The sequence below is a fragment of the Sphingomonas sp. Leaf9 genome (genome assembly GCF_001421355.1).
Lineage (GTDB): Bacteria > Pseudomonadota > Alphaproteobacteria > Sphingomonadales > Sphingomonadaceae > Sphingomonas.
In genome coordinates this window covers 296,867-322,768 of record NZ_LMKC01000001.1, presented here as the reverse complement: position 1 = coordinate 322,768, position 25,902 = coordinate 296,867, and the positions used below count along the sequence as shown (strand labels likewise).

Annotated in this window: 30 protein-coding genes, 1 pseudogene and 1 riboswitch; of the genes and pseudogenes, 13 read left to right on the top strand and 18 right to left on the bottom strand. The window is 64.7% G+C overall.

The annotated features are described in order from the left end of the window. Positions 1–146 precede the first annotated feature (146 nt). The gene (locus ASE58_RS01585) at positions 147–983 is read right to left on the bottom strand and encodes a hypothetical protein (protein ID WP_055817328.1); all 837 of its coding nucleotides are present in this window, start codon (positions 981–983) and stop codon (positions 147–149) included. Between the two features lie 69 nt (positions 984–1,052). Continuing rightward, on the bottom strand, positions 1,053–2,054 hold the full coding sequence (locus ASE58_RS01580) for a 2-hydroxyacid dehydrogenase (RefSeq protein ID WP_055818103.1): 1,002 nt from the start codon (positions 2,052–2,054) through the stop codon (positions 1,053–1,055). A gap of 98 nt (positions 2,055–2,152) precedes the next feature. Between ASE58_RS01580 and ASE58_RS01575 the strand changes: the two genes are divergently transcribed. Together ASE58_RS01575 and ASE58_RS01570 are read left to right on the top strand one after the other, a co-directional pair. Next, a complete protein-coding gene (locus ASE58_RS01575) occupies positions 2,153–2,635 on the top strand; it encodes an SH3 domain-containing protein (RefSeq protein ID WP_055760633.1) in 483 nt (160 codons plus the stop codon). Between the two features lie 216 nt (positions 2,636–2,851). Further along, positions 2,852–5,074: a S9 family peptidase gene (locus tag ASE58_RS01570; RefSeq protein ID WP_055817326.1), complete on the top strand. Its 2,223-nt coding sequence runs from the start codon at positions 2,852–2,854 to the stop codon at positions 5,072–5,074. 1 nt (position 5,075) lies between these two features. Here the strand turns inward: ASE58_RS01570 and ASE58_RS01565 are convergent, their stop codons facing one another. Continuing rightward, the gene (locus ASE58_RS01565) at positions 5,076–5,438 is read right to left on the bottom strand and encodes a hypothetical protein (protein ID WP_055817324.1); all 363 of its coding nucleotides are present in this window, start codon (positions 5,436–5,438) and stop codon (positions 5,076–5,078) included. Positions 5,439–5,667: 229 nt separating this feature from the next. Between ASE58_RS01565 and ASE58_RS01560 the strand changes: the two genes are divergently transcribed. Both ASE58_RS01560 and ASE58_RS18480 read left to right on the top strand, forming a co-directional pair. Continuing rightward, on the top strand, positions 5,668–6,693 hold the full coding sequence (locus tag ASE58_RS01560; RefSeq protein WP_055760643.1) for an aspartate-semialdehyde dehydrogenase: 1,026 nt from the start codon (positions 5,668–5,670) through the stop codon (positions 6,691–6,693). 149 nt (positions 6,694–6,842) lie between these two features. After that, positions 6,843–7,544 (top strand): methyl-accepting chemotaxis protein, encoded by a 702-nt coding sequence (locus tag ASE58_RS18480; RefSeq protein WP_055817322.1) that lies wholly within the window; start codon positions 6,843–6,845, stop codon positions 7,542–7,544. A gap of 4 nt (positions 7,545–7,548) precedes the next feature. Here ASE58_RS18480 and ASE58_RS01550 read toward each other — a convergent pair whose 3' ends face one another. Beyond that, positions 7,549–8,193, bottom strand: coding sequence for a YitT family protein (locus ASE58_RS01550; RefSeq protein WP_082467534.1), 645 nt, complete (start codon positions 8,191–8,193; stop codon positions 7,549–7,551). A gap of 157 nt (positions 8,194–8,350) precedes the next feature. On the opposite strand from ASE58_RS01550, the gene ASE58_RS01545 reads away from it, so the two are divergent. Beyond that, a complete protein-coding gene (locus ASE58_RS01545; protein ID WP_055817319.1) occupies positions 8,351–9,100 on the top strand; it encodes an alpha/beta fold hydrolase in 750 nt (249 codons plus the stop codon). A 145-nt stretch (positions 9,101–9,245) separates the two neighbouring features. On the opposite strand, the gene ASE58_RS01540 is transcribed toward ASE58_RS01545, so the two are convergent. Beyond that, on the bottom strand, positions 9,246–9,911 hold the full coding sequence (locus ASE58_RS01540) for a glutathione S-transferase family protein (RefSeq protein WP_055818099.1): 666 nt from the start codon (positions 9,909–9,911) through the stop codon (positions 9,246–9,248). Between the two features lie 55 nt (positions 9,912–9,966). Here ASE58_RS01540 and ASE58_RS01535 point away from each other — a divergent pair, with 55 nt between their 5' ends. After that, positions 9,967–10,608: an exopolysaccharide biosynthesis protein gene (locus tag ASE58_RS01535; protein WP_235513451.1), complete on the top strand. Its 642-nt coding sequence runs from the start codon at positions 9,967–9,969 to the stop codon at positions 10,606–10,608. A gap of 201 nt (positions 10,609–10,809) precedes the next feature. Here the strand turns inward: ASE58_RS01535 and yihA are convergent, their stop codons facing one another. From yihA to ASE58_RS01505, 6 genes are all read right to left on the bottom strand, one after another. Next, positions 10,810–11,478 carry a ribosome biogenesis GTP-binding protein YihA/YsxC gene (gene yihA, locus ASE58_RS01530; RefSeq protein WP_055817312.1) on the bottom strand — a complete coding sequence of 223 codons (669 nt, stop codon included), beginning with the start codon at positions 11,476–11,478 and terminating at the stop codon, positions 10,810–10,812. Continuing rightward, the gene (gene yidC / locus ASE58_RS01525; protein WP_055760658.1) at positions 11,475–13,172 is read right to left on the bottom strand and encodes a membrane protein insertase YidC; all 1,698 of its coding nucleotides are present in this window, start codon (positions 13,170–13,172) and stop codon (positions 11,475–11,477) included. Before yidC ends, yihA begins: the two co-directional genes overlap by 4 nt. Before the next feature lie 22 nt (positions 13,173–13,194). Further along, positions 13,195–13,407: a membrane protein insertion efficiency factor YidD gene (gene yidD, locus ASE58_RS01520; protein WP_055818097.1), complete on the bottom strand. Its 213-nt coding sequence runs from the start codon at positions 13,405–13,407 to the stop codon at positions 13,195–13,197. Between the two features lie 44 nt (positions 13,408–13,451). After that, positions 13,452–13,787, bottom strand: a complete 336-nt coding sequence (rnpA, locus tag ASE58_RS01515) for a ribonuclease P protein component (protein WP_055817309.1) — start codon at positions 13,785–13,787, stop codon at positions 13,452–13,454. A 5-nt stretch (positions 13,788–13,792) separates the two neighbouring features. Continuing rightward, complete coding sequence (rpmH, locus tag ASE58_RS01510; protein WP_055760664.1) at positions 13,793–13,927, bottom strand: 50S ribosomal protein L34; 135 nt, start codon at positions 13,925–13,927, stop codon at positions 13,793–13,795. A gap of 109 nt (positions 13,928–14,036) precedes the next feature. Further along, positions 14,037–14,282 (bottom strand): hypothetical protein, encoded by a 246-nt coding sequence (locus ASE58_RS01505; protein ID WP_055760667.1) that lies wholly within the window; start codon positions 14,280–14,282, stop codon positions 14,037–14,039. A gap of 117 nt (positions 14,283–14,399) precedes the next feature. Between ASE58_RS01505 and ASE58_RS01500 the strand changes: the two are divergent. After that, positions 14,400–15,245 (top strand): annotated as a pseudogene (locus ASE58_RS01500) (YifB family Mg chelatase-like AAA ATPase); the annotation flags it as partial. 99 nt (positions 15,246–15,344) lie between these two features. Here ASE58_RS01500 and ASE58_RS17745 read toward each other — a convergent pair. Both ASE58_RS17745 and ASE58_RS01495 read right to left on the bottom strand, forming a co-directional pair. Continuing rightward, entirely contained in the window at positions 15,345–15,923 is a 579-nt protein-coding gene (locus tag ASE58_RS17745) for a helix-turn-helix domain-containing protein (RefSeq protein WP_156347558.1), read from the bottom strand. A 545-nt stretch (positions 15,924–16,468) separates the two neighbouring features. Next, positions 16,469–17,119, bottom strand: a complete 651-nt coding sequence (locus ASE58_RS01495; RefSeq protein ID WP_055817306.1) for a recombinase family protein — start codon at positions 17,117–17,119, stop codon at positions 16,469–16,471. Positions 17,120–17,388: 269 nt separating this feature from the next. On the opposite strand from ASE58_RS01495, the gene ASE58_RS01490 reads away from it, so the two are divergent. Together ASE58_RS01490 and ASE58_RS01485 are read left to right on the top strand one after the other, a co-directional pair. Further along, positions 17,389–17,634 (top strand): AbrB/MazE/SpoVT family DNA-binding domain-containing protein, encoded by a 246-nt coding sequence (locus tag ASE58_RS01490; protein WP_055818096.1) that lies wholly within the window; start codon positions 17,389–17,391, stop codon positions 17,632–17,634. Further along, positions 17,631–18,017, top strand: coding sequence for a type II toxin-antitoxin system VapC family toxin (locus tag ASE58_RS01485; protein ID WP_055817303.1), 387 nt, complete (start codon positions 17,631–17,633; stop codon positions 18,015–18,017). Before ASE58_RS01490 ends, ASE58_RS01485 begins: the two co-directional genes overlap by 4 nt. Positions 18,018–18,401: 384 nt before the next feature. On the opposite strand, the gene ASE58_RS01480 is transcribed toward ASE58_RS01485, so the two are convergent. From ASE58_RS01480 to ASE58_RS01470, 3 genes are all read right to left on the bottom strand, one after another. Continuing rightward, entirely contained in the window at positions 18,402–18,911 is a 510-nt protein-coding gene (locus ASE58_RS01480) for a sulfite exporter TauE/SafE family protein (protein WP_200909276.1), read from the bottom strand. 216 nt (positions 18,912–19,127) lie between these two features. Then, positions 19,128–19,400 (bottom strand): DUF190 domain-containing protein, encoded by a 273-nt coding sequence (locus ASE58_RS01475; RefSeq protein ID WP_235513449.1) that lies wholly within the window; start codon positions 19,398–19,400, stop codon positions 19,128–19,130. 124 nt (positions 19,401–19,524) lie between these two features. Next, positions 19,525–20,880, bottom strand: coding sequence for a voltage-gated chloride channel family protein (locus ASE58_RS01470; RefSeq protein WP_055817299.1), 1,356 nt, complete (start codon positions 20,878–20,880; stop codon positions 19,525–19,527). Between the two features lie 23 nt (positions 20,881–20,903). Continuing rightward, positions 20,904–20,980, bottom strand: a riboswitch (Fluoride riboswitch). A gap of 163 nt (positions 20,981–21,143) precedes the next feature. On the opposite strand from ASE58_RS01470, the gene ASE58_RS01465 reads away from it, so the two are divergent. From ASE58_RS01465 to ASE58_RS01450, 4 genes are read left to right on the top strand one after another with little or no spacing between them, the layout of a single operon-like run. After that, positions 21,144–21,509: a DUF305 domain-containing protein gene (locus ASE58_RS01465; RefSeq protein WP_235513448.1), complete on the top strand. Its 366-nt coding sequence runs from the start codon at positions 21,144–21,146 to the stop codon at positions 21,507–21,509. A 1-nt stretch (position 21,510) separates the two neighbouring features. Continuing rightward, complete coding sequence (locus ASE58_RS01460; RefSeq protein WP_055817296.1) at positions 21,511–22,950, top strand: YncE family protein; 1,440 nt, start codon at positions 21,511–21,513, stop codon at positions 22,948–22,950. Between the two features lies 1 nt (position 22,951). Continuing rightward, complete coding sequence (locus tag ASE58_RS01455; RefSeq protein WP_055817293.1) at positions 22,952–23,461, top strand: RNA polymerase sigma factor; 510 nt, start codon at positions 22,952–22,954, stop codon at positions 23,459–23,461. Beyond that, the gene (locus ASE58_RS01450; protein WP_055817290.1) at positions 23,458–24,228 is read left to right on the top strand and encodes an anti-sigma factor family protein; all 771 of its coding nucleotides are present in this window, start codon (positions 23,458–23,460) and stop codon (positions 24,226–24,228) included. The genes ASE58_RS01455 and ASE58_RS01450 overlap by 4 nt, the downstream gene beginning before the upstream one ends. Positions 24,229–24,279: 51 nt before the next feature. Here ASE58_RS01450 and ASE58_RS01445 read toward each other — a convergent pair whose 3' ends face one another. Together ASE58_RS01445 and ASE58_RS01440 are read right to left on the bottom strand one after the other, a co-directional pair. Beyond that, positions 24,280–24,792: an MgtC/SapB family protein gene (locus tag ASE58_RS01445; RefSeq protein WP_055817286.1), complete on the bottom strand. Its 513-nt coding sequence runs from the start codon at positions 24,790–24,792 to the stop codon at positions 24,280–24,282. Further along, on the bottom strand, positions 24,789–25,856 hold the full coding sequence (locus tag ASE58_RS01440; RefSeq protein ID WP_055817283.1) for a sulfite oxidase: 1,068 nt from the start codon (positions 25,854–25,856) through the stop codon (positions 24,789–24,791). The genes ASE58_RS01445 and ASE58_RS01440 overlap by 4 nt, the downstream gene beginning before the upstream one ends. Positions 25,857–25,902 lie beyond the last annotated feature (46 nt).

The following is a 25,902-nucleotide window of genomic DNA, read 5'->3' as shown; positions in this document are numbered from 1 at the left end:
AAGTTCACACTCGTGCGCTGTTTGCGTGGCGTTTGGAGCGACGGTGTCAAAGAGCGGGCCGGATGGTGGCCTGTGGTACAGCATGGCCAAGCGCGGCGGTGTAGGAAAGCGACAGCAGCATCGCTTCGATCACGTCCGAGGCGACGTCAGATTACGCCTGGGCCGCCGATGCGCAGCCATAGGGCGGTGGCGTCGTCGCTAACCTTGAAACGGGGGTAGCGCAGGCAGGCGGCATCGTCCCGTTCGATCGTCCGCAGCTCGGTGCCGAGCGCGGTTAGCCCCTGGGTACGCACGGCGTCGAACAGGCTGTCGGCATCATAGCGTCGATAGGAATCGACCAGCGCGACCATGCCGTCGGTCATCAGGAGCAATTCGTCCCCGACCGCCAGATCGAACTGGGCTTGGCTGAGAATTGCCAGCGTGGCGGTGGCGTCGATGCTGAGCACGCGTTGTCCGGCGCGCGAGCGGGATTGGCGACGATCCCGCAGCACCGCCGCTGTACCGAGCTTGACCGCGCCGATGCCGGGGCCGAGTGCCGCCGCCTGCGCGCTTTCGTGGGAACGGCTGGGTTCCGGGGTTCGCCAGAAGGTGCGGCCAGCAGTATGGTGGAGGAGCGAGCAGTCACTGGCCCATGCCAGTTCCGCCTTCCCATCGACGATTTGAACCGCGACGAAGGAAGCGCGAGGCAATTCCCATGGACCTTCGGGGCGGCGGCGCGCCTCGGCGGTATAGCGCGCTTCGATCCGTTCGCAGACCTGGGTACAGGCATCGGCCAGCGTTGGGGCGTCCGCGGTCGCGAACGCAGCGTCTGCGGTTGCCGCTAGCCATGCGGCGCCACCCTGCTCACCCATCAGCCCCGGCGGGCCAAGATCGGTGGCGCCATCGATTGCCCATGCGCGCCTCGCGGTGCTGCCGGCGCGATCGTCGTTCGGGATCGACAGGTCGCCGCACAGGCTGAGTGACTGAATCAGGTCAAAGTGCATGGCAGGACTCGATAGCGGGTGGTTCTTGGCAGTACTTCGGATGCGTGACGGATCACAGCATTTGCGACGTTACCGCAACCCATCCAGCACCTGATCCGGCGGGCGGTGCCCGTCCGACCAAACGCGGATGTTGGTAATCACTTTTTCCCCCATCGCCACGCGGCCCTCCAGCGTCGCCGATCCCATATGCGGGGTCATCACGACGTTGGGCAGCGCAAGGAGGCGCGGGTCGATGGCGGGTTCGTGCGCCCACACGTCCAGCCCGGCGCCCGCCAACCGTCCGCGTTCCAGCGCGTCGACCAGCGCCTCTTCGTCGACGATGCCGCCGCGTGAGGCGTTGATGAGATAGACGTGGCGGCGCAGGCGGTCGATGCGGCGCGCGTCAAGCAGGTTTTCGCTGTCGGCGTTGCGCGGGGTGTGGATCGTCAGCAGGTCGATGACGCCAAGCATTTCGTCGAGATCGCCGTGCCACGTCGCGCCCAGTTCCGCCTCGACCGTTTCGGGCAGGCGGTGGCGGTTGTGGTAGTGGATCGACAGGCCAAAGGCGCGGGCGCGGCGGGCGACGGCCTGGCCGATGCGGCCCATGCCGACGATGCCCAGCGCCTTGCCGCCGATGCGGTGGCCGAGCATCCCGCTGGGGCTCCACCCCTTCCATTCACCGGAGCGGACCAGCTTTTCACCCTCGGCCAGCCGGCGCGGCACGGCAAGAATCAGCGCCATCACCATGTCGGCGGTGTCTTCGGTCAGGACGCCGGGCGTGTTGGTCACGAGGATGCGGCGGGCGTGCGCGGCCTTCAGGTCGATATGGTTCACCCCCGCGCCGTAATTAGCGATCAAGCGCAGGCGATCGGGCGCGGCGGCGATCAGGTCGGCATCGATCACGTCGGTGACGGCGGGGACCAGCACGTCGCAGTCAGCCATCGCGGCGGCCAGTTCGTCGCGCGACAGGGCGTGGTCGTCGGCGCTAAACACCGTGTCGAACAGCGTCGCCATCCGCCCCTCGGTCGCGGCCGGCAGCCGCCGGGTCACCTGGACTTTGGGGGTGCGGGGCGGGGGGGATGCTGGGGCCATGGCATAGGGATTGGCGGTTGGGTCGCGCGGCGTCAACGGCTTGCCGTGGGGGCTTGGTTGCCGATAGAGGCAAGGGACGGACATTCGGGGAAAATATCATGCGCTTGGGCGGGCGGTCGGTCGTGGTGGCGACGATGCTGACGATAATGGCGGCAGGAGCGGCCGAGGCGCAGCGCCGCAAGACGCCCTATTATGCATCGATCGCGGCGGGCGAGGCGCGGATGCGCAGCGGGCCGGGCAAGAATTATCCGACGCAATGGGTCTATCGCCGCGCCGACATGCCGATCAAGGTGCTCGACATCTATCAGGACTGGCGCCGGGTCGAGGACCCCGACGGCACGCGCGGATGGTTGCAGGTCGGGCTATTGAGCGACCGGCGCACCGGGTTCGTCGGGCGCGAGGTGATCGAGCTGCGCGCGTCGCCGCAGGCGGGCGCGGCGGTGGTGTGGCGCGCCGCGCCGGGCGTCGTCGGGCGGCTGTCGCGGTGCAATGGCGCGTGGTGCTTCTTCGACGTGAAGGGGCGCGGTGGCTATGTCGAGCAGGCGCGGCTGTGGGGCGTCGATCCGGGCGAGACGATGTAGGGTCGCCTCAAGTATCCCCGCGCAGGCGGGGATCCAGGGTCAAGTCAACCGAGGCTTGCGCCTGTGGCCCTGGACCCCCGCCTGCGCGGGGGTACGGCATCGGTGGGTTGAACCGGTTCGCAACTTGCCGAACTCAACCATTGTCCTCTGCCCCGCCCCAAGCGATAACAACGGTTACTACCGGCGCGAAGTAGCCGGATGAGGATACGGGGCACTATGGTAAAATGGTTGATGGGTGCGGCGTTGCTGGCGATGGGAACGGCCGGGATGGCGAGTGAACCGGTAAAGCCCGGCGAGCTGACGCTGGAGCGGGTCTTCGCCAGCCCCGACCTGAACGGCAGCCAGCCGCAGAGCCTGAAGCTGTCGCCCGATGGCAAATACGTCACGCTGCTGCGTAACCGCGCCGACGAGCGCGAGCGGTTCGACCTGTGGGCGATGGACACGACCACCCGCGAATGGCGGATGCTGGTCGATTCGAAGAAGGTCGGCACCGGCGCCGCGCTGTCCGAAGCCGAAAAGATGCAGCGTGAGCGCGACCGTTCGCTGACCGGCAAGCGCGGTATCCTCGCCTATGACTGGGCACCCGATGGCAAGTCGATCCTCGTGCCGCTGGACGGCGACCTGTATCTCGCCTCGATCGACGGCGAGGTCCGTCGGCTGACCAACAGCACCAGCGGCGAATTGAACCCGGTGGTCAGCCCCGAGGGGAATTTCGTCAGCTTCGTACGCGACCAGAACCTCGTCGCGCTCGACCTGAAAAGCGGCAAGGAAATCGCGCTCACCACCGAGGGTAAGGACAACGTCCATTTCGGCGAGGCGGAGTTCGTCGCGCAGGAAGAGATGAGCCGCCGCACCGGTTATTGGTGGTCGCCGAACGACGGGCTGGTCGCGGTCGAGCGCTTCGATGAATCGCCGGTCGGCATCGTCACCCGTTCGGCGATCGGCGCCGAGGGGACGAGCATCTATCAGCAGCGTTATCCCAAGGCAGGCACGCCGAACGTGCTCGTCGAGCTGTACGTGATGAAGCCGGACGGGTCGGGCAAGGTGAAGGTCGACCTCGGCGCCGATCCCGACATCTATTTGGCGCGGGTCGACTGGACGCCGGATGGCAAGGCGCTGCTGGTCCAGCGGCAGGACCGGGCGCAGACGAAGCTCGACATGCTGAAGGTCGATCCGGCGACCGGTCGTTCGAGCGTGCTGTTCACCGAGGAGTCCGGCCCCAAGAGCTGGGTCAACCTGTCCGACGCCTATCATCTGATGAAGGACGGTAGCCTCGTCTGGTGGTCGGAGCGTGACGGGTACGGCCATCTGTACCGCTGGCAGGCGGGCAAGTGGACGCAACTGACCAAGGGAGCGTGGATGGTCGCCGACCTGGCGGGCGTCGATGAGGCGAAGGGCCGCGTCTATTTCCTGGCGAACAAGGACGATGCGCTGGAGCGGCAGCTGTACCGCGTCGATCTGAACAAGCCGGGCAGCGTCACGCGGATGACCGAGGCCGGCTGGTCGTACGGCGCGTCGATGGATGGGAAGGCGTCGCGGCTGATCGTCACCCGCTCCAACCCCGACCAGCCGGCGCAAACCTATCTGGCCGATACGTCGGCGAAGCGGATCGCGTGGATCAACGAGAATGCGCTGACCGGCGACCACCCCTATGCGCCCTATGTCGGCAGTCATCGCCCGACCCAGTTCGGCGAGATCAAGGCCGCCGACGGGTCGGTGCTGCACTGGAACATGATTACCCCGAAGCTGGAGCCGGGGAAGCGCTATCCGGTGTTCTTCTCACATTATGGCGGGCCGGGCAGCCAGGTCGTGCGTCGGGCGTGGGGCGGGGCGCTCAGGCAGTATCTGGTCGATCAGGGATGGATCTGGTTCGAGATCGACAATCGCGGGTCGCCCGAACGCGGCAAGGCGTTCGAGAACCAGATTTACCGCGCGATGGGCACGGTCGAGGTCGAGGACCAGATCGCGGGCGCGAATTACCTGAAGACGCTGCCGTACGTCGTGCCCGACAAGATCGCGACCTATGGCTGGTCTTATGGCGGCTATATGACGCTGAAGATGCTGGAGAAGGCGCCGGGCGTGTTTGCCGCGGGCGTGGCGGGTGCGCCGGTGTCGCGCTGGGAACTGTACGACACCCATTATACCGAGCGGTATATGGGCGATCCGCGCACCGTGCCCGAAGCCTATGCCGCGTCGGCGGCGGTGGCGGATGCGGCGAAGATCCGCGACCCGCTGTTGCTGATCCACGGCATGGCCGACGATAACGTCGTGCTGGAACATTCGACTGCGATGATGGCGGCGATGCAGAAGTCGGCGACGCCGTTTGAACTGATGCTCTATCCCGGCCAAACCCACCGCGTCGGCGGACCCGGTGTCAGCGAGCATCTGTGGAAGACGATCCTGACCTTCCTCGACCGGCAGGTGAAGGATAAGAAGTAAGCTACTGTACCGACCATCGGCCCGTTGCCCGGTCGTACCGGGCGGCGGTGCCGATCTCGACCGCCTGCGGCGACCATCGTGTCGCCCCCGATCCGTCGAGATAGAAGGGCGGGCTGGTCGTCAGCACGGTGCCGTCGGCGGCCGAGGACAGGCGTGCGACGGCATAGTCGGCCGAGGGGTGGCCGGTCAGTTGTTGCCAGCGATCCGGACGGTAGAGCTCGACCCGCTCCTTTCGGTCAGGCGAGGTTTCCACCTCGATCAGTGCGCCCGGTTTCGCCAAGTGGAGTCCGGCCGTCGTTCCGATCGCGGTGCCCGCGATTAACGCGATTGCGACGATCGGCGCGGCCCTCGCCCGCCGGCTCATTGGGGCACCATGACGGTGCAGGGTCGGGCTAGGCGCCGCATCAATGTCGCTCAGATCCAACGACTTGGGTGGTGCAATCATCCCGTTCCTCCGATCCAGTCTGAATGATGCGCACCGTGCCGCCCGGAGGGCAAGGGCCGGGTCGCAGCCCGCCGTGTTCCCCGAACTGCTGGACTTTTCTTCCAAGGCGACTATGCGTTCGCGCAAGTTAAGAACGCGGAGTAAGCAAGTGGGTTATCGGGTAGTCGTCGCGGGCGCGACCGGCAATGTCGGGCGCGAAATGCTGAACATCCTGGCGGAGCGGGAGTTTCCGATCGACGATCTGGCGGTGCTGGCATCGTCGCGCTCGGCCGGCGATATGGCCGACTTCGGTGAGACCGGCAAGCAGTACAAGATCCAGAATATCGAGCATTTCGATCCCACCGGCTGGGACATGGCGCTGTTCGCGATCGGCAGCGAGGCGACGAAGGTCTATGCGCCCAAGTTCGCCGCCGCCGGCTGCACCGTGATCGACAATTCGTCGCTGTATCGCATGGACCCCGACGTGCCGCTGATCGTGCCGGAAGTGAACCCGGAGGCGATCGACGGATACCGCGTCAAGAACATCATCGCGAACCCAAATTGCTCGACCGCGCAGATGGTCGTCGCGCTGAAGCCGATCCACGATGCGGCAAAGATCACCCGCGTCGTCGTCGCGACGTACCAGTCGGTGTCGGGCGCGGGCAAGGCCGGGATGGACGAGCTGTTCGAACAGAGCCGCAACATCTTCGTCGGCGACAGCGCCGAGCCCAAGAAGTTCACCAAGCAGATCGCGTTCAACGTAATCCCGCACATCGACAGCTTCCTCGACGACGGGTCGACCAAGGAAGAGTGGAAGATGGTGGTCGAAACGAAGAAAATCCTCGATCCGAAGATCAAGGTGACCGCGACCTGTGTCCGCGTGCCGGTGTTCGTCGGCCATTCCGAAGCGATCAACATCGAGATGGAAAACGAACTGTCGGCGGAAGATGCGCAGAAGATCCTGCGCGAAGCCCCCGGCATCATGCTGGTCGACAAGCGCGAGGACGGTGGATACGCGACGCCGATCGAATGCGTCGGCGACTTCGCGACCTATGTCAGCCGCGTGCGCGAGGATTCGACCGTCGAGAACGGCCTGGCGCTGTGGTGCGTGTCGGACAATCTGCGCAAAGGCGCGGCGCTGAATGCGGTGCAGATCGCCGAGCTGCTTGGCCGCCGGCACTTGAAGAAGGACTGATCGGCGATCGGCTTCGTCCTCCGGCACCGGTCCGGAGGACGAAGCGGACGCGGATGGGCGAGGGCTGCGTACGGTGACGTGCCGTGGCCATGGTCGGCGAAGCCCATTTGCTAAGGCCGCCTTAACCAACTGATGCGCAATATCCGCATATGGACACGCAGGGTATCCGGGATGGCGCGCTATATGTCGGCGCGTGGGAGGCGATCTGCCGATCGCAGGCGGTGGTCGACTTCGCGCTCGACGGCACCGTGCTATGGGCCAACGACCTGTTCCTCGACACCATGGGATATTCGCTGGTGCAGGTGCGCGGTCACCATCACCGCATGTTCTGTCGCGCGGAGGACAGCGGTTCCGCGACCTATGCGCAATTCTGGCACAAGCTCGGCAGCGGGGCGTTCGACAGCGGGATGTACCGCCGCGTCGACCGGCAGGGCCGCGACGTGTGGTTGCAGGCGACGTATAACCCGATCCTCGACACCGACGGCAGGCCATCGTCCATCGTCAAGATCGCGACCGACCTGACCCGCCAGGTGCTGCTGGAACGTGAGGTGCAGACGCGCTTCGACGAGGGGCAGCGGTTTCAGGCGCGGCTGGAGGGGCAGGCGGATGCGTTGCGATCGGTCATGGCGCAGCTGGCGGCGATCGTGACGTCGATCGGCGACATCACCGCGCAGACCCGGCTCGTCGCGCTGAACGCCGCGATCGAGGCGGCGCGGGCGGGCGAGGCCGGGACCGGCTTTGCGGTCGTCGCGCGCGAGGTGAAGTCGCTGGCCGAGGATATCCGCCACGCCACCGAACGCGCATCGGCGATGCTGCGCGCGAACGACCAGATCGCGGCCGTCGCCGCCTGATCGGTCAATAGCCGGTGTAGCGCCCCGGACGATGCCACGCGATCAGGATGCCGCTGATCGCCGCGGCGCTCACCGCCGACCATGCGACCTTGCCCGGCGAGACGACTGCGAACGATGCGGCGAGGATGGCGAGGTCGATCGCGATCTGCGTGCGGCCGGCATTCCAGCCGCGCGTGCGTTGCAGCCATAGGGTGACGACGCCGGTGCCGCCGACCCCGGCGTCGTGCCGGGCCAGCGCCAGGATGCCCATGCCGATCACCGTGCCCCCGGCAATGGCGGCAAAGGCGGGATGGACCTCCACGATACGAAAGCCGTAGCGCGCCATGGTGGAAAACAGCGCGATCCCGCCATTGACCGCGATGGTCCGCCACATGAAGCGCGCCCCCATCGCCCGGCGGGCGAAGAGGAAGAAGGGGATGTTGATGAGCGTGAACAGCACGCCGGTCGGCAACGGGACCAGATAGGACACCAGCAGCGCGACCCCGGCAATGCCCCCCGTCACCAGCCCGGCGGCGTGCAACATGGCAAGGCCGAGCGCGATCATCACGCAACCGACGACCAGCGCATAGACATCTTCGGATCGGCTGTGCGGCACGCCGCTATGGGGCAGGGCGGGGGTGATGGCGTCGGTCTCCGGTCTGGCCGGCACCCTCTCCCGCTTGTTCTTTTGTTGCTTTGGATACTAACTTGATTTCGCGCGCTGGTGAAGTGGCAAATGGTAGGACAATGGGTCGACAGGCGCAATCGATCCTCCCATAGCCCGGATGCCAGTGACCCAAGCCAAGGATTGCCCGACCGTGACCCAGATGCCCGTCACCACCCATCGCTTCGCCAGTTTCGACGGGGCGGAGATTGCCTGGCATGAAATGGGCGAGGGGCGGCCGGTCATGCTGATCCACGGCTATTTCAGCGATGCCGACACCAACTGGATCAAATATGGTCATGCAGCGAAGATCGCGGCGCTGGGCCGGCGAGTGATCCTGCCCGACCTGCGGGCGCATGGCGCGAGCGCCCGGCCGCATGCCGCGGCGGCCTATCCGCCCGATGCGCTGGCGCGGGACGGCATGGCGCTGCTCGCGCATCTGGGGCTGAGCGACTACGACCTGGGTGGCTATTCGCTGGGCGCGCGGACGGCGGTGCGGATGGTGACGATGGGGGCCAATCCGGGGCGGCTGGTGCTGAGCGGAATGGGCCTCGAAGGGCTGCTCGACACCGGGCGGCGCGCGGCGCATTTCCGGCGCATCCTGACCAACCTCGGCAGTTTCGAGCGGGGATCGCCGGAGTGGATGGCCGAAGCGTTCCTGAAGACCACCGGTGGCGATCCGGTGGCGCTGCTCGGCATTCTCGACACGTTCGTCGATACGTCGCGCGAGGAACTGGCTGCGATCGTGCAGCCGGTGCTGGTGCTGGCGGGCGAGGACGACGATGACAATGGCAGCCATGCCGCACTGGCGGAACTGCTGCCCGATGCGCGGCTAGTCGAGACGCCGGGCAATCATATGAGCGCGGTGGTGAAGAAGGAACTGGGCGACGCAATCGCGGGGTTTCTGGCGTAAGTTCCTCCCCGGCACGGGGAGGGGGACCAGCCGCAGGCTGGTGGAGGGGGGGTATCGGCATCCGCTACGGTTGCTTTGCGTGGTGAACCCCCCCCTCCACCACCGCTGCGCGGCGGTCCCCCTCCCCGCGGAGCGGGGAGGATCGTTACGTCACCGGCTGCTCGTACTGTTCCAGCACCCATTCCTCTTCCTGCGCGGCGGCGATCCAATCCTGCATCCACGGGTGCTGCAACAGGGTGATGATATAGCCCATCGCAAAGCGCGGGCAGGGTAGCGAATAGGTGACGATGCGCGTCGCCACCGGTGCAAACATGATGTCGACCGCGCCGAAGTCGCCGAACAGATAGTCGCCGCCATGCCCGAAGCGGGCGCGGGCCTGTGCCCATAGCTCGTAGATGCGCGACAGGTCGGCCGCGACGTCGGCGTCGGGTTGGGTCGGGTCATAGACCTGGCGGACGTTCATGCTGTGCTTGCGGCGTAAGGGCGCGAAGCCCGAATGCATCTCCGCCGCCATCGACCGCGCCATGGCGCGTGCCGCCGGATCGGCCGGCCAGAATTTGTCGCCGCCCGATTTCTCGTTCAGATATTCGACGATCGCCAGGCTGTCCCACACGACGATATCGTCGCCGTCCCACAGGATTGGGACCTTGCCCGACGACGGCGCGAACTCGTCGCCCTCGCGACGCTTGTCCCAGTCGGCGTCGTAGAGCGGCACGACGACCTCCTCGAACGGCAGGCCCGACAGCTTGGCCGCCAGCCAGCCGCGCAGCGACCAGGAGGAATAGGCCTTGTTCCCGATGATGAGCTTCAGCATGGGCCGGGTCGTGCCATGCGCGGACGGCCGTGTCGAGCGGTTGGAACCGGCCATGGAACGATCCGTTGGCAAGTGCATGGCGGATAACGATAAAAGCGGCGACCCGCACAGCGTGAGTGAGGTGCTCGACCGGCTGCGGGAATTGGGCGGACAGGCGGGCGACGACAAAGCGAAGCTGGGCGACGCGCTGGAGGCGCTGGGCCAGCGGGCGTACGGCCCGTTCTTCATCATCTTCCCGCTGATCGACATCTCTCCGGTCGGCGGGATTCCGGGCCTGCCGACGGCGATGGCGGTCGTGATGATCCTGCTGGCGGCACAGCTGGTGCTGGGACGCAAGCACCTGTGGCTGCCGGGGTTTCTCGCCAATCGCGGGCTGAAGGGGGCGAAGCTGGTCAAGGTCGCCGACAAGACCCGGCCGATCGCCCGGCGGATGGACCAGTGGTTTCACGGACGCCTGCCTGCGCTGACCAAGGGGCCGATGGTGAAGGTTGCGGGGGTCGCAGTGATCCTGCTGTGCCTGACCGTGCCGCCGCTGGAGCTGCTGCCCTTTGCCAGCACCGCGCCGATGGCAGCGATCATGGCGTTCGGGATTGCACTGTTGGTGCGCGACGGGCTGTTGATGATTGTCGCGTGCGCGCTGTCGGTGGGCGCAGTCGCGCTGGGGGCGGGGCTGTTTGCTTCGAAGGCGGGGTAGGAGCAGCGCGATCGTCCGGCCGGTCGGACGCGGCGCTCCCCTTCGTCACTCCCGCGAAGGCGGGAGTCCATATGCGCTGACGTCGCGTTTTGATCGAAAGGCCAGCGGGTATGGGTTCCCGCCTTCGCGGGAATGACGAACATTCGATTGGAGCGGGCGGGCCTCAGTCGTCATCCCGGCCTGCGGCAGAATGACGAAGCGTCAGCCGATCGACTCGATCACCGCCGCGCGGAGTTCGGCGATGCCCATGCCCTTCTCGCTCGACGTCGAGATCACGTCGGGATGCGCCGCCGGACGCTTGCGGACCTCTTCGCCAACCGCGGCATAGACGTCTTCCAGTTCGGTCGCCTTGATCTTGTCGGTCTTGGTCAGGACGATACGGTAGCTGGTCGCGGCCTTGTCCAGCATCTCGAACACCTCGCGGTCGACATCCTTGATGCCGTGGCGCGAATCGATCAGCACGAGGGTGCGCTTCAGCACCTGTCGTCCGCGCAGATAGTCGTTCACCAGATAGCGCCACTTGCGCACCATGTCCTTGGGTGCCTTGGCGAAACCATAGCCGGGCATGTCGACCAGCCGCAGTTTCAGCGGCGTGCCGATGTCGAAGAAGTTCAGCTCCTGCGTGCGCCCCGGCGTGACCGAAGTACGCGCGAGCGAGGTGCGACCGGTCAGCGCGTTCAGGAGCGACGACTTGCCGACGTTCGAACGACCGGCGAACGCGATTTCCGGTACGTCGGGTGACGGCAGGTAATCGAGCGACGGCGCCGACTTCAGGAACTGGATCGGTCCCGCAAAGATCTTGCGTGCCGCTTCGATCTGGTCGGGATCGAAGCGGTCGTCACCGGGCGGGGGAGGCGGCAGGTCGTTCATTTCGCGGCGGCCTGTCGCATACCCGGATGCCGCGAATAGAGCAGCTGCTGCTGCGCGATCGTCAGCAGGTTCGACGTAATCCAGTACACCTGCAGCCCGACCGCGAACGGGGCCATGATGAACATCAGCACCCACGGCATGAGACCGAAGACCTGCTTCTGCATGTCGTCCATCGGTGCCGGGTTCAGCTTGAACTGGAAGTACATCGAGATGCCGAGCAGCACCGGCACGATGCCGATCGCCAGGAAGTGCGGCGGCGTGAAGTCGAGATAGCCGAACAGGTTCAGGATCGTCGCCGGATCGGGCGCGGACAGATCCTTGATCCAGCCGACGAACGGCTGGTGCCGCATCTCGATGGTCAGCAACAGCACCTTGTACAGCGCGTAGAAGATCGGGATCTGGATCAGCGTCGGCAGACAGCCGGCAACCGGGTTCACCTTTTCCGTCTTGTACAGCGCCATCATCTCCTGCTGGAGACGCGGCTTGTCGTCCTTGTAGCGTTCCTGCAGCACCTTCAGCTTGGGCTGGATGGCGCGCATGGCGGCCATCGATGCGAACTGGCGCTGGGCGATCGGGAACATCAGGCCGCGGATCGTCAGCGTCAGCAGGATGATCGCCACGCCGAAGTTGCCGACCATGCGAAACAGCCAGTCGAGATAGACGAAGATCGGTTCCTCGACGACGCGGAACCATCCCCAGTCGATCGAGCGCGAGAAATAGGGCACGCCCTGTTCCTCATAGGCGTTCAGGACCTTGTTCTCCTTGGCACCCGCAAAGAAGCGTGCGCTCTGCGTCATCGCCTGGCCGGGGTTCAGCGTGGCGAGCGTCGGCGAACGGTAATCCGCCTGGTGCCGCTGGTCGCCGCCCTTCAGCGTCAGGCCGTGCTGCACGTTCTGATCGGGGATCAGCGCGGTCATCCAGTAATGGTCGGTGAAGCCGAGCCAGCCACCCTTCGCGCCGAAGGTCGTCGGGGTGGCGTCGATATCCTTGTAATCGACGTCGAACTTCACGCCGTTACCGGCTTCGTAGATCGGGCCGACCTGGATGGTCATCGTGTCCTTGTCGACCGGCGCGCCGCGGCGGCTGAGCAGGCCATAGGTCGCGACCTGCACCGGCTGCGCCCCGGTGTTCACGATGCTCTGGCGCACGGTGAACATGTAGTTGGCGTCGACCGCGATCTGCATCAGGTAGCGCTGGCTGCCCGCCTGCGTCGTCAGCGTAACCGGGGTGGTCGGGGTCAGCTTGGTACCGCTGGCGGTCCACAGCGCATCGGCGGGCGGCGGGGTGATGCCCGTGCCGCTCCAGCCGAACTGCGCGAAATAGGCATCGGCCGTGCCCGACGGCGACAGCAGCCGGACGGGGGGCGAATCCTTGGCGATCGTCTCCTTGTGGCGCAGCAGCACCAGATCGTCGATCCGCCCGCCGCGCAGGTTGATCGAGCCGCGCACCGCAGGCGTTTCGATCGCCACGCGCGGGGTTTCGCGCAGCACCTGCGCCCGGTCGCGAATCGCGTTCGCGGTGTCGGCGGCGGGATCGGTCGCGGGATTGGCGACGGGCTTGCTCTTGCCGTCCTCCAGCTTCGTCACCGGCGGGTTCGCGGCCGGGAAGAAATGGTTGGCGATATACGGCCAGCCGAACAGCACCAGCGCAGCCAGTACCGCGAACAGCAGGAAATTCTTCTGGTCGTTCTTCACGTACAATCCTTACGGCGCAGACTTAGGGCACCGGATCGTGGCCGTGCCCACCCCAGGGGTGACAGCGCGCAATCCGTTTGGCGGCCAGCCACGCCCCCTTGATCGCGCCATAGCGGGCAAGGGCGGTGATTGCATAGGCCGAACAGGAGGGTTGATAGCGACACGACGGCGGCAGGATCAGCGAGGGACCCAATTGCCACGCGCGGGCGACCAGCATCAGCGCACGGGCGGCGATACCCGGACGGCCAGTACCCGAACGGATAGGGCCGCCGGTGTCGGTCACCGGCGAACCTTGCGCAATGCCTTGGAAAGGTCGGCTTTCAGGTCGTCGAACGGACGTTCGATGCCACTTGCCCGGCCGATCAGCACGTGATCGGCACCGGCAACACCCTGTTCGGGCAGCAGCTCTGCGGCAAGCGCGCGAAAACGCCGTTTCATCCGGTTGCGGACGACGGCGTTTCCGACCTTTTTCGATACGGTAATGCCGATTCGCATCGCCTGGGGCGGCGTATCGGCCAGTTCGTCCGGCTTGCGGTTGCGCACCAGCAGGAGGAAGCCGGGCATCGGTGCCCGGCGTCCGCCATTCGCCGCCAGATAATCCCGGCGGCGAAGCATTTTGGTTAGGCCGACAGCTTCTTGCGGCCGCGGGCACGACGCGCGCGGATCACATTGCGGCCACCCGGCGTCGCCATGCGCGAGCGGAAGCCGTGACGACGGGCCCGTACCAGGTTGCTCGGCTGAAAAGTCCGCTTCATTACTCATTCCCCGGGTATTCAAAACTGCCAGAACGTAAAAAGCCGCCAGTGACGGCGGCCGCGTGGGTGGTCCCTTAGCCATGGCGCCCATCCAAGTCAACGCCGACCGTCACACCCCGGCGCGCATTCGCCGCCGTTTGGCACTGGCCCGGCGCAGTGCCCGGTCGGACAGCGCGCGCAGGCGGGGATGCCGCCGCAGCCGCCGGGCAAAGCGGTGCCGTGCCCAGCGCGAATTGCGCAGGATCAATGCGGTACCGGCGGCGAAGGTGAAGATACCGACGGGACCCGGCAGCACCGCGACCAGCGGCGTCACCAGGACCAGCAACACACCGAGGGTCACCAGCGCAATCTGCATCGACGACGTCCATGCCAGCCGTGTGTTGCGCTGACAAGACGGTCGCGACGGATCGTTCCCTCCACGCGGAAAGCGGCTATGGACGACCCACAGGGGCAAGTGGGGGGCAAAGGCGGCATGGTCGCGATCGTATCGACGGCGGCGTATCTGGGGCTGGAGGCGCGGCGGGTCGAGGTGCAGGTGCAGCTGGCCAGCGGCCTGCCGGCGTTCGTCGTCGTCGGCCTTGCTGACAAGGCGGTGGGCGAAAGCCGCGAACGGGTACGCGCCGCGATCGCCGCCATCGGCCTGTCGCTGCCGCCCAAGCGGATCACCGTCAATCTGTCGCCCGCCGACTTGCCCAAGGAAGGATCGCACTACGACCTGCCGATCGCGCTGGGCCTGCTGGCGGCGATGGGGGTGGTCGATGCCGAGGCGCTGTCGGACTATCTGATCGTCGGCGAACTGAGCCTCGACGGGCGGATCGCCGGGTCGCCGGGCGTGCTGCTGGCGGCGATGCTGGCCAGTGGCGAGGGGCGCGCGCTGATCTGTCCGGGGAGCCAGGGGGCGGAGGCCGCCTGGGCCGGAACGCAGGTCGTCGCCGCGCCCGATCTGTTGTCACTGCTCAACCACCTGAAGGGCGAACAACTCCTGTCGATGCCGCAGCCCGGCGGCGCGGAGGAGGGCTGGAGCGGCACCGATCTGCGCCAGGTGAAGGGGCAGGAAACCGCCAAGCGCGCGTTGGAGATCGCGGCGGCGGGCAATCACAATCTGCTGATGGTCGGGCCGCCGGGGGCGGGCAAGTCGCTGCTCGCGTCCTGCCTGCCCGGCATATTGCCGCCGCTCGACCCGGCCGAGGCGCTGGAGGTGTCGATGGTACAGTCGGTCGCCGGCACGCTGGCCGGCGGGCGGATGACGCGGGTGCGGCCGTTCCGTTCACCGCATCATTCGGCGTCGATGGCGGCGCTGACCGGCGGTGGTGTGAAGGGTGAGCGTTTAATTGCATCGGGGATCGTTGCATTGCACCGGCGGTGAGGGCTGCGCGATGAGCCAGTCTGTCGATCACCACCGTTGCGACAAGGTGCGTCATTCTTCCTCTGGAGCAATCCGATCCCTGGGGGCTCTACCCAAGCGGTGGTCCATTATGACGCGATAGATCGTTGGTTGGCTAGTTCCAAACCGCTGACTGATCTCGGCCACTGGGGTACCATTTTCCAGATATAGCTCTGCGGCTTCCTGCGCTTGTTGAACAGTTAAAGCCCGTTTGCGACCTTTCCGAAATGCGCGAAAGTCTTGCTTACGTCGACGACTCTCGATCAGCAGATCCTCCTCTTCACCAGACTCTTTTTCAAGGTCGGTTTCCAAGTTATCGTATATAGTAGAAGCTATCCTTAGTAGAGATAGATTATGACCGTTTGACAATAAAATATCTTCTTTTGAAAACTCTAAGTGTATATCACGAGAAAGGCATCTTTCAAAAAGATCTGATAAATCATTTGCTGAGTAAGCGAGCGTAGAAAGATCGTAAAATACAAAAGTTGTTCCAGGTTCTGCACGAAATATCTCAGCTCGAGCTAGTTCGCGCTGAATGTTATTGTATTTTCTTGGCTTGGGCGGACGCAGGATTACGCGCTCGCATTCATCTAGGTTGATCGATTCTAGCATCAAAGATATTTTGCGATGAGAAGTCCCCCATACGTACCCCACCCGTACTCTCTTGGGTCCGCCTACAGCATTTGATTGATCAGATCGCTGCGAGTCGCCGAGCTGTTCGAGTGCTTGCATTGAAAGACCGGTCAGAGTTGAAAGACGCCGAAGTAAATCCGGGGGGCATGAGAAATCTAGTATCAAAGAGCTTACGGGCGTAAGGCCGAATGCACGTAGCAATGATTGCGCGCTAGGTAGCCCGAACTCAAATGCGATCTGGCGAAGCCAGCCGGAAAGCTTTTCATCAGGCCGGGGCTTGGATATATATGGCAAGCGCATCATGGCTTATTTACATTCCGCTGAAGAGCGAATGGTAGTCTTCACCCGTTAGTGAAAATGCACATCTCTCGCTCGCTTCGACTGATTTCAAGCGTAAATTGGTATCGTGTCCGCAGGGTATACTCTGAATGGGCATAGGCTTTGGTACGCAAAACCCGTTCAAACAGTCGGTAGCAGCGAAATCGGACACCTCATTATGAGGGTTTAGAGTCTGCCTGAACACATTAGGGTTGCGCGTTTGACATTGCTGCATCAGCCTCTGCCTGTCGACGGCGATCACGAGCAATCTTGGCGAGCAGCGTTCGACTGCACCCAGTCGCATCCATTATATCGCGCCAGCTTCGGCCATCGCGAAGAAGGCTCGAGATCGCAGCGTTGCGGGTCTTGTTCTCGGGACGCCCCTTATAAAGGCCCGCTGCCTTGGCTTTTGCAGTGCCTTCGGCTTGTCGACGACGGCGATCCTCATAGTCCTTACGGGCAACCGCGGCGAGTACGTCCAACATCATGGCGTTGACCGCTGCGAACATTCGGCCGGTGAACTCATCCGTCGGTGCCGTCAGGATCCACGACGTCGGCAGGTCGAGTGCAACAACCCGGACCTGCTTGGCGTCGATTAGATTACGCAGCTTGATCCAGTCGGGTGAGGTGAGGCGGGAAAGCCGATCAACCTGCTCGACCAGGAGCACGTCTCCCGGCTCGCAATCTGACAGCAGGCGGAACAGCTCTGGCCGGTGAAGCTTGGCTCCACTTTCGTTTTCGACATAGCGGGCCGCAATCCGAAGCCCGTGCTTGGCCGCAAACACGTCGAGGGCGCTCTTCGCGCGCGACGCATCCTGTTCGGAGGTAGAAGCGCGCAGATAGGCTCGAATGAACATCCCGTAGTCTTCTATATGTGGTGCTTATTAGTCTAGTCCTTTTTACGTCGTCAGGACGATATTAAAATACCAGCTATTGAAAGGTCTGCGAAAGGCATACGTTAAAAGCACCGGAGATTATGCACGTGGGGCAGCTTCACGTCGATGAGCCATAATCCAAACGGTGTGGTACAAACGAGGCTCGCTGGCATACCGTGGGGACGGTTGCTGCTAAGCCGGGATATCCCTAGAAGATGATGACGATGCTGATCAGAGGTACAGAGGCCGTCATGACGCTACAGATCAACATAACACCAAACGGGCGCATGAGCCTGCCCGCTGACGTTCGCAAGCGGTTGGGCCTGACGGGTGGCGGTGCGGTATATCTCGACGAAACCGAAGATGGCGTTGTTCTGCGAACCGCCAGCCAAGCGGTGGCAAGGGCGCAGGCGCTGGCCGAGCAATATACCGGCGGTAATCCCGACGCCTCTGTTGACGCATTCCTCAATCGGCGTCGCGAAGATAGCGGCGAATGAGCGTGGTTCTCGACGCCTCGGCTCTCATCGCAATGATCAAGGGTGAAAAGGGATCTACCAAGGTTGCAGCCGGTATCGCCGGTGCGCGAGTGAGCAGCGTGAACTACGCTGAGGTGGTGACCCACTTCATTCATACCGGAATGCCCGAGCGAGAAGTTGATGCCATGCTTGATCCGCTGCCACTGACGGTAGTGCCGGCCGACAAGGCCTTGGCGAAAATCGCCGGGCGGCTGCGCGCCGCGACGGCCGAGGCGGGCCTTAGCCTTGGAGATCGCTTTTGTCTGGCTCTAGCCCGACGGGATGGATTGCCCGCTTGGACAAGCGACCAGAACTGGAAGAAGATCGCGGATGCAGTCGAGGTCAAGGTCGTGACGATCCGCTAGAACTTGGCGGGAAGGGCAGGGGGCAACCACCTGTCGATCCTCTGGAAGCGGAAGGTCTGCATCCTGGTGGAAAACCGCCTGTCCGCTGTTGGGCGGCGTTTCGGCGAAAGCTGCCGGGCGACTTCCGACCCATAGTAAGTCATTCAGGACAACTTTTCTGCTCCCTGAAAGCCGCCGTCCGGCCGCGCGGTTGGCTGCGGCTCAGCTGAACGAGCCGGGCACCGGCTCCTGCGTAGCGACACCGTTAACGCACAGGTTAGCGTGTCGCAGATGTGCGTTGAAAGTCGCGTAATTCCGCGACTGACATTCGCGACAGCTACGCCGTCAGCCGACCACGCTTGAGCTGGTGTAGCGAAACTCAGGATATTCGCGACAATCCTCCCACTAACCCATGACGATCATCTCGGTCGCGATCAGCGCGAGCAGGACCATGACGAGCTGGCGGAAGCGCTCAACGGGCAGACGCTTGATGAGCAAGCACCCCGCCCAGGTGCCAACGATCATCGCCAGCCCCATCGCGATCGCCAGCGGCCAGAAGGTTGGTCCAAGGTCGATCGTCGCGCCGTAAACAATTGTCTTGGAACTGTGCATCACGATCGAGGCGACCGCGTCACTCGCGACATAGGCAAGCGGTGGCAAACCGAGGCTCAGGAACACCGCTGCGCCGAGCGGCCCGGCGCTCCCGACTAGCCCGGACAACAGGCCGGTCACACCGCCCCCGATCACCAGCACGCGGCGCGAGGGTTTAAACGCGATCATGCCCGTGGCCTTCAGGATGACGAACAGCAGGATCGCCACGCCCACGATCCGCGCAACGAGCGCCGTCGGTAGCGACGCGAACGACAATGCGCCCAGCATCGAGAACGGTATGGCAGCGGAGAGGAACAGCAACACGGGCCGCCAACGGATTGGCGCCAGCCCAGCCCATCCCGGCCGGCGCACCGTTGCCGATGATCTGGACGATCGTCAGCAGCGTCACCGCTTCGGTCACGCCGACGACTTAAATCAGCAGCGGCAGCAACAGCAGTGCCCCGCCAAACCCGGCCGAACCCGAGATTGCAGCAGCCGCAAATGCACCGACGATCAGCAGCCCATATTCGATCATTGGTGTCATCGGTCGAACCGCGGCATGACCGACCAGTGTTCCAGCTGCTTGTAGACGATCACCTTGTCGCCGAGCAGGTCGCCATGTCGCCGGCAGAACCGGTCGAGCTGGTCGCGTTCGCCGACGAGTTCGACGCAGATCGTCAGATGGGGATCGGCCGCCTCCGATCCGTTCTCGCGGATCTGGCCGTGGTTGCTGAACCCATAGTGCGTGTGTTGCGCGACGGCATTGATGATGCCGTCTGGATTAGCTCGCGATAGAGCGGCTTGGCAGCCCACAGCGTACGCAGGCTGCGCTCACCAATTCGGTCGGACGGTTTCATGTAGATACGCAGCATGCCGATTTCGCGATGCTGGACGGTGAAACGATTGGGCATGGACAAACCCTCGATTGGTGGGGGGATCAGGAGCGTGGGCTTCGCGAGGCGCGGTGTGCCCGCGCCTCGCGAAGCGTCGCGTTCGGGGTGAGGCCGGTCGCCGGCACCTTCGGCACCGCGACGCGCTGCGACAGGTAGATGCCGTTATGACCGGAGCAGAGGTAGGCGACGAAGCAGGCCACCGCGATCGGCACCGCATAGGCAGCGCCGAACAGTTCGATGCCCATGAAGGTGCAGGCGAGCGGGGTGTTGGCCGCGCCCGCGAACAGCGCGACGAAGCCGAGCGCGGCGAATACGCTGGTGGGCACGCCGAACATGGGGGCGAGTGCGTTGCCGAGCGCCGCGCCGATGAAGAACAGCGGTGTCACCTCGCCACCCTTGAAGCCGGCGCTGAGCGTGACGACGGTGAACAGCAGCTTGATCGCCCAGCTCCACGGATGCGTGTCCGGTCCGAAGAAGCTGGCGATGGTGAGGCTGTCGGGCGTCGCTGCCAACGTGCCGAGTCCGAGATAGTCGCGCGTTCCGAACAGGTAGACGAGCGCGATGACCGCGATGCCGCCAATGGCGGGGCGTAACGGGCCATAGGAGACGATGCGCTTGAGCCACCCGCCGAGCGTGTGATTGGCTTCGGCGAAGGCGAGACCGACCAGCCCGAACGCAACCCCGGCGACGCCCGCCTTGGTGACGAGCAGCGCATCGACCGGCACCAGCGCATCGATCCGGTAGACGCCGTGATGGATGCCCCAGGCAAGGCACGTCCAGTCGCCGACCAGTGCCGCGACCAGGCACGGCACCAGCGCGCGATATTCGACACGCCCGATCGCCAACACCTCCAGTGCGAACACCGCCCCTGCGATGGGCGTGCCGAACACCGCGCCGAACCCGGCCGCAATGCCCCCCATCAGCAGGATGCGGGTGCCGTCAGCATCGAGCTTGAGCGCGCGACCGAAACCGCTGGCGAGACTGCCGCCCAACTGGACGGCGGTGCCTTCGCGCCCGGCCGAACCGCCAAACAGATGGGTCACCACCGTGCCGAAGAAGATCAGCGGTGCCATCCGCAGTGGCACCCCCCCGCCCGGTTCGTGGATCTGCTCGACAATAAGGTTGTTGCCGCCCTCCACCGAGCGGCCGGTCAGATGGTAAAGCAGTCCGACCACGAACCCGCCGATCGGCAGCAGGTAGAGCAGCCAGGGAAAGGCAAAGCGAAGCCGGGTCACGGCATCGAGGCTCCACAAGAAAGCCGCGCAGAGCGTTCCCACCATTGCGGCCATCGGGACCAGGATCAAGGCCCATCGCAGCACCGACATGGCATGGGTGCGGCGATCGCGAATGAACGCTGCCATGTTGAACTGGTCGTAGAGATTGCGAAATGTCGCGCGCACGATTCCTCCTTGCTGCCTTGCGGCGCCTGGTAGGAATCATCGACCCTTGCGAGGGCGGTTCGGCCGAATGGCCCGGCGGAAATCCATCGCCGTGCCGAGCATATGCTGTCCGACGGCGACCTGGTCAACCATCGGCAGGGTCACGATGAGACCATTGTTTTGCTGAGGATCAATAATTGGCTCAACCATGGAATAAATCTCGACGGGCGTCGTCTACGCTTTCGAGACTGATGCGCCGGAGGCTTATGCGTAGACGAAATTGGATGCTGGGTCTGACTGCTTCGGCCATGCTCACCGGCGCAGTCGCGGCCGCCCCCGCCGATGGCTACGCCAGCATGGTATCTGCCGCGATGGACCGGATGATGGCGGGCATGATGGTCAAGCCGTCCGGCGACGTCGACCGCGACTTCGTCGCAATGATGCTTCCGCATCACCAGGGCGCCATTGATATGGCGGTGGCAGAGCTGCGCTACGGTCATAACGAGCAGCTCAAGCGCATTGCGCAGGAGATCATCATCGATCAGCAGCAGGAGATCGCCGCCATGAAGTTGGCGATTGGTCAGCCGCTACCCCCTTCGACGCCAGCCCCGACGAGGGGCGGCGACTACCACAGCCATATGGAGCACTGACATGATCCGGACCTTCCTGCGCTCGGCCGCCTTGCTGATGAGCGCCGCACCGGGCATTGCCATGGCCCAGCAGGCGCCGTGGAACGCCAAGGACGTGCCTGTCAGCCACCGCGACCGCGTCTATGCATCCGAACAATTCTCCAACACGGTGTCGGTGACGGACCCGGCCGACAACAGGTTGCTCGGCGTCATCAAGCTCGGCGATCCGCAGCCGATGAATTTTTCCCCGCTCTACAAGGGGCAGGTGCTGGTTCACGGCCTCGGCTTCTCGCCGGACGGGAAAACACTGGCGGTCGTGTCGATCGGATCCAACGCCGTGTCGTGGATCGACACCGCCACCAACACCGTCAAGCACACGACCTATGTCGGGCGCAGCCCGCATGAGGCGTTCTTCACGCCGGACGGCAAGGAGGTGTGGGTTACGGTACGCGGCGAGGATTACATCGCCGTGCTCGACCCCAAGACGTACAAGGAGACCGGTCGCATCAAGACGCCCGGTGGTCCGGGCATGACGATCTTCTCTCCCGATGGCCGATACGGCTATGTCTGTTCCTCGTTCAATCCGGTGCTGGCCGTGTTCGATGTCTCGACCCACGCGCAGGTCGGACAGGTGGCGCAGCCGAGTCCGTTCTGTCCCAACATCGCCGCGACGCCGGACGGCAAGCAGGTGTGGTTCACGCTGAAGGACATCGGCAAGACGGTCGCATTCGATGCCAAGCCGCCTTTCGCGATCCTCAAGGTGCTGGATACCGGACCGATCACCAATCACGTCAACTTCGCCCGCACGGTCAGGGGACAGTTCGCCTATGTCACGGTAGGCGGGGAAAACGCGGTGAAGGTGTTCCGCACGTCCGACTTCGCGCTTGTCGCCACCATCCCGGTCGGCAAGATGCCGCACGGTGTCTGGCCATCGGGCGACGGCCGGCGCATCTATGTCGGGCTGGAGAATGCTGATGAACTTGCCGCGATCGACACCGCCGGCAACAAGGTCGTTGCCACCGTGCCGGTCGGACAGGCACCGCAGGCGATCGCCTATGTGCCGAACGCTATTCCGACAGGCCTCGGCACCGACAATCTTCAACCGCTCGGTACGGCAGGCAAGGCGGTGCATCTGAACATGGGGCCGGTTCGCGGCAATGGTGCTGCAAGCAGCATTACCCTCTTCGACCAGGGCATCATTCAGGTCGTGCAGAGTGCCGTTACCGGTTTGCAGCCCAAGAAGCCTTACATGCTCGTGCTCACCGCCAACGCGGACGGCAGCGGTGCGGTAGAGCCGCTTGCGAACTTCATGAGCAATCCGGCAGGTGCGGCGATCGTCAACGCGTCGGGTCCGATCCGGCAGATCGTTCAAGGCAGCACCGCGGCACCCCGGCGTTTTCTGGCGGTCGCCGAGGTGGTGAACGGCGCTCCGGGCCGCATCGTGCAGGTGCAGCGCGACTGAGATGGACCCGCTTGCCGCCGCGATCGAGCCACTGATCCCCGGTCTGCGCCGCTATGCCCGGTCGTGGTTGCGCGATCCGGCGATGGCGGATGACGTGGTGCAGGATTGCCTTGAGCGCGCGGTCGGGCGCTGGCGCCAGCGACGGGGTGCGGAGGTTCGCCCATGGGTCTACGCGATCCTGCACAATCTGTTGGTCGACCATCAGCGGCAGCACAGTCGGCGAGGTACGGCGGTTCCGCTCCACCTCGTCGACGACGCTGCGCTCGGCCGCCCGGCCGATCAGGACGTAGGCCTGCACCACCGAGACCTGTTGCGCGCACTTGATGCGTTGCCCGAGGAGCAGCGGACGGTGCTGCTCCTCATTTCCGTCGAAGGTCTGTCATATGGGGAAGTCGCTGCCGTCGTCGGCGTGCCGCTGGGAACGGTGATGTCGCGCATATCGCGGGCGCGCGACCGTCTGGCGACGCTCCTCCGCGAGGGTGAACGGCCACGATTAAGGAGTATTCGATGACCAGCCCGATCGGAGAGGACGATCTGGCCGCGTGGATCGATGGAAGGCTGTCGCCCGAGCGGCAGCGTCTGGTCGACGCTTACCTTGAAGGCCAGCCGGACGTGCATGCCCGTTTGCGGGAGCAGGCGGAGCAGGCGCGAGCCCTTGCGTCCCTGTTCGCTCCCATCGCGGAGGAACCGATCCCGGCGACGATGCGCGTCGCAGCCATCAGGGGACGGCAACGCCAACCGCCTTGGCAACTCGCCATCGCCGCGTCGCTTCTGCTGGCGGTCGGATTTGGCGGTGGTTGGTCGAGCGCGCGGTGGAGCGGCGAACCCCACGCGGGCATCGCGGCGCTGGCCAATGAGGCGAGCGACAATTTCCGTGTCTATGCCGCCGACCGGATTCGACCGGCGGAAATCGGCCCCGACCAGCGCGCCATGCTGATCCGATGGACCTCCAGCCGATTGGGTGAGCGCGTGACCATCCCGGACCTCAGCACAGCGGGTTACCGCTATGGCGGGGGGCGATTGGTCGCGACGCCCCACGGCCCTGCAGCGCTGCTCCTCTATGATGGACCGCAAGCGTCGAAGCTTGCGGTGCTGACGAGGCCCATGCAAATCGACAAGAGCGCAAGCATGACCAGCACGTCCAGCGGGACCATGGGCCGGGTCACATGGGCGGTCGACGGGATCGGCTATAGTGTGGTGGGGGAGCGCCCCGCTGCCGAGCTGCATCCGATCGCCAACGAGGTCCAGCGCCAGGCCGATGCGGCGCTTGTGTCCTGATAGCACCTGGCCAGTTCTCAGCGCCGACAGGCACTGGGCGGACCAGCGGGATCACGGCTTGCGCGCGGCATCGTTCCGGTCGGCCTCTGCCGGAGTCAGCCTGGCCCGTTCGCGAATGCGACGTTCGAGTGGAGCGCCGACGAACAGTACGAGCATCGCAAGGCTCAACCCGCCGATGATGAGCGGCCACACCGCCAACCCTGCTGCCGCGCCGATCGTGGCTGTTACCCAGATGCATGCGGCAGTCGCCAATCCATGCACTTCCTGACCCTGGCCGACCCGCAGCACAGCGCCGGCACCGATGAAGCCGACGCCGGACAGAATGCCCTGCATCGCCCGTCCTGCGGCATCGGCGTTCACATTCGGCAAGCCACTGTGTACGATCGCCTGCACGGCGATGCAGCTCGCCAGACCGACGAGGCCCAGCGTCCGCAAGCCCATGATCTGCCGGTTCTCGCGCGAGCGTTCCCAGCCGAGCACCATCCCAGCCGCGGTCGCCACCACCAGCCGCCCGATCGCATCGATCCATAAGCCGAGATCCGGTGCCGCTGACGCTTCGATCATTCGACCAGCACGTGCACATGATGCCAGGCGGTGCACAGATAGCCAGCGAAGTTCCACATCGTATCCGGCCGCTCGGGCTGACCCTGTCCAGTGTCGTCGAAGGCGCGCACGACAAGGTGCTGGCGCCCCTTGTCGAGCGTGGCGTCGAGGGTCCAGCGCCGCCAACCCCAGTGCGCCTCCGGATCATCGGTGAACGTCGCCTGTTGCCAGTCGCGACCACCGTTTACCGACACTTCGACCCGAGAGACGCGGCGATCATAGGCGATGGCATAGCCCTCGATCCGCACCTCCCCGGCCGGCAAGCTTTCGCCAGAGCCGGGCACGCAGATCGCGGCGTTGAGCGGCATGGCATTGATGGTCAGACCCTGGCTCCAGTCGACGGTGTCGCTCGTCACATCGGCAGGAAAGAGCTTGTAGTCGTGCGCCTGGATCGGTGCGTCGGATGGCGTCTCGCGCACCTCGATCCGTGTCAGCCATTTGGCGCTCCGCACCCCGGCATAGCCCGGCACCACCATGCGGATCGGTGCGCCGTGTTCGGGCGTCAGCGGCTCGCCGTTCATCGCCCAGGCAATGAGGACGTCGGGTTGCCGCGCCTTATCCATGGCGATCGAGACCCCGAACAATGCTTCCTCGCCTTCGACGTCCACCTCGTCCGCTCCGGTGAACGCCACGAACAGGTCGGACGCATCCGGCGCACCGACGGCATCCAGTACGTCGGACAGTCGTACGCCGGTCCACTCCGCATTGCCGATCGCGCCCACGTCCCACGGGTCGCCGGACGTTTTTGCGAACTGCTGAAGATCCGTGCGCCGGTTGCCGGCGCACTGGAGAACTGCCGTCACCGTCCGCGTGGCCAACGCGCTCTTCAACTCCTCCACCGAGAAGGAGCGTCTTTCCATGCTCATCCCGCTGACCTCGATCCGGTGATCGGCAGGCAGATCAGGCACCGCACCATGGCTGCGCACGTAGAACAGCGCCTGCGGCGTCAGGAACCGCTCGATCAGCGCGCCGGGCGTCGGCTCGGCGTTGTAGGGCTCGGATTTGCGCTCGATCATATCAGTCATGGACGAACCAACGCCGCAAGCGCGCGGATCGCTTCAAATCTTCAAG

What these genes read in the sequence shown, in the direction of transcription:
- ASE58_RS18480 (WP_055817322.1), top strand. Translation starts at nt 6,843, where the DNA reads ATGGACACGCAGGGTATCCGGGATGGCGCGCTATATGTCGGCGCGTGG.
- ASE58_RS01445 (WP_055817286.1), bottom strand. Translation starts at nt 24,792, where the DNA reads ATGATCGAAGCGTCAGCGGCACCGGATCTCGGCTTATGGATCGATGCG.
- ASE58_RS01465 (WP_235513448.1), top strand. Translation starts at nt 21,144, where the DNA reads ATGCTGGGTCTGACTGCTTCGGCCATGCTCACCGGCGCAGTCGCGGCC.
- rnpA (WP_055817309.1), bottom strand. Translation starts at nt 13,787, where the DNA reads ATGCTTCGCCGCCGGGATTATCTGGCGGCGAATGGCGGACGCCGGGCA.
- ASE58_RS01575 (WP_055760633.1), top strand. Translation starts at nt 2,153, where the DNA reads ATGCGCTTGGGCGGGCGGTCGGTCGTGGTGGCGACGATGCTGACGATA.
- ASE58_RS01460 (WP_055817296.1), top strand. Translation starts at nt 21,511, where the DNA reads ATGATCCGGACCTTCCTGCGCTCGGCCGCCTTGCTGATGAGCGCCGCA.
- ASE58_RS01495 (WP_055817306.1), bottom strand. Translation starts at nt 17,119, where the DNA reads ATGTTCATTCGAGCCTATCTGCGCGCTTCTACCTCCGAACAGGATGCG.
- rpmH (WP_055760664.1), bottom strand. Translation starts at nt 13,927, where the DNA reads ATGAAGCGGACTTTTCAGCCGAGCAACCTGGTACGGGCCCGTCGTCAC.
- ASE58_RS01505 (WP_055760667.1), bottom strand. Translation starts at nt 14,282, where the DNA reads ATGCAGATTGCGCTGGTGACCCTCGGTGTGTTGCTGGTCCTGGTGACG.
- ASE58_RS01570 (WP_055817326.1), top strand. Translation starts at nt 2,852, where the DNA reads ATGGTAAAATGGTTGATGGGTGCGGCGTTGCTGGCGATGGGAACGGCC.
- ASE58_RS17745 (WP_156347558.1), bottom strand. Translation starts at nt 15,923, where the DNA reads ATGCTAGAATCGATCAACCTAGATGAATGCGAGCGCGTAATCCTGCGT.
- ASE58_RS01490 (WP_055818096.1), top strand. Translation starts at nt 17,389, where the DNA reads ATGACGCTACAGATCAACATAACACCAAACGGGCGCATGAGCCTGCCC.
- ASE58_RS01585 (WP_055817328.1), bottom strand. Translation starts at nt 983, where the DNA reads ATGCACTTTGACCTGATTCAGTCACTCAGCCTGTGCGGCGACCTGTCG.
- ASE58_RS01535 (WP_235513451.1), top strand. Translation starts at nt 9,967, where the DNA reads ATGGAACGATCCGTTGGCAAGTGCATGGCGGATAACGATAAAAGCGGC.
- yihA (WP_055817312.1), bottom strand. Translation starts at nt 11,478, where the DNA reads ATGAACGACCTGCCGCCTCCCCCGCCCGGTGACGACCGCTTCGATCCC.
- ASE58_RS01580 (WP_055818103.1), bottom strand. Translation starts at nt 2,054, where the DNA reads ATGGCCCCAGCATCCCCCCCGCCCCGCACCCCCAAAGTCCAGGTGACC.
- ASE58_RS01545 (WP_055817319.1), top strand. Translation starts at nt 8,351, where the DNA reads ATGCCCGTCACCACCCATCGCTTCGCCAGTTTCGACGGGGCGGAGATT.
- ASE58_RS01565 (WP_055817324.1), bottom strand. Translation starts at nt 5,438, where the DNA reads ATGAGCCGGCGGGCGAGGGCCGCGCCGATCGTCGCAATCGCGTTAATC.
- ASE58_RS01450 (WP_055817290.1), top strand. Translation starts at nt 23,458, where the DNA reads ATGACCAGCCCGATCGGAGAGGACGATCTGGCCGCGTGGATCGATGGA.
- ASE58_RS01485 (WP_055817303.1), top strand. Translation starts at nt 17,631, where the DNA reads ATGAGCGTGGTTCTCGACGCCTCGGCTCTCATCGCAATGATCAAGGGT.
- ASE58_RS01440 (WP_055817283.1), bottom strand. Translation starts at nt 25,856, where the DNA reads ATGACTGATATGATCGAGCGCAAATCCGAGCCCTACAACGCCGAGCCG.
- ASE58_RS01455 (WP_055817293.1), top strand. Translation starts at nt 22,952, where the DNA reads ATGGACCCGCTTGCCGCCGCGATCGAGCCACTGATCCCCGGTCTGCGC.